A 390-nucleotide genomic window follows, 5' to 3' on the forward strand; every position below is an offset into this window, starting at 1 on the left:
TCGAGATGAGTCTTCCCTGGGTACTGGATACCCCTGAAGGGCCGTTGAAGACGACGACGTAGATAGGCTGGGTGTGTAAGCGTAGCGATACGTTGAGCTAACCAGTACTAATGACCCGAGAGGCTTAACCTTACAACACCGAAGGTGTTTTGGTTGATGAGACTCAAGAGACAATATTTTAGCTTGTTCGAGGATTGGTTCTGGTGGTTGTGGAAATGACAAAGAAATAAGGTCATGAGAAGCAACGGCTGGAATGAAACAGAATTTGCCTGGCGGCGATAGCGCGGTGGTCCCACCTGACCCCATGCCGAACTCAGAAGTGAAACGCCGTAGCGCCGATGGTAGTGTGGGGCTTCCCCATGTGAGAGTAGGGAACTGCCAGGCATCAAA

2 rRNA genes are annotated in these 390 nt (G+C 51.0%); both read left to right on the forward strand.

The features are described from left to right. Nucleotides 1-132 (forward strand): 23S ribosomal RNA (locus OI69_RS18745); the annotation flags it as partial. Nucleotides 133-268: 136 nt separating this feature from the next. Continuing rightward, nucleotides 269-384 (forward strand): 5S ribosomal RNA (gene rrf, locus OI69_RS18750). Nucleotides 385-390: the final 6 nt, after the last annotated feature.

It is taken from the genome of Pectobacterium fontis, assembly GCF_000803215.1.
GTDB lineage: Bacteria > Pseudomonadota > Gammaproteobacteria > Enterobacterales > Enterobacteriaceae > Pectobacterium > Pectobacterium fontis.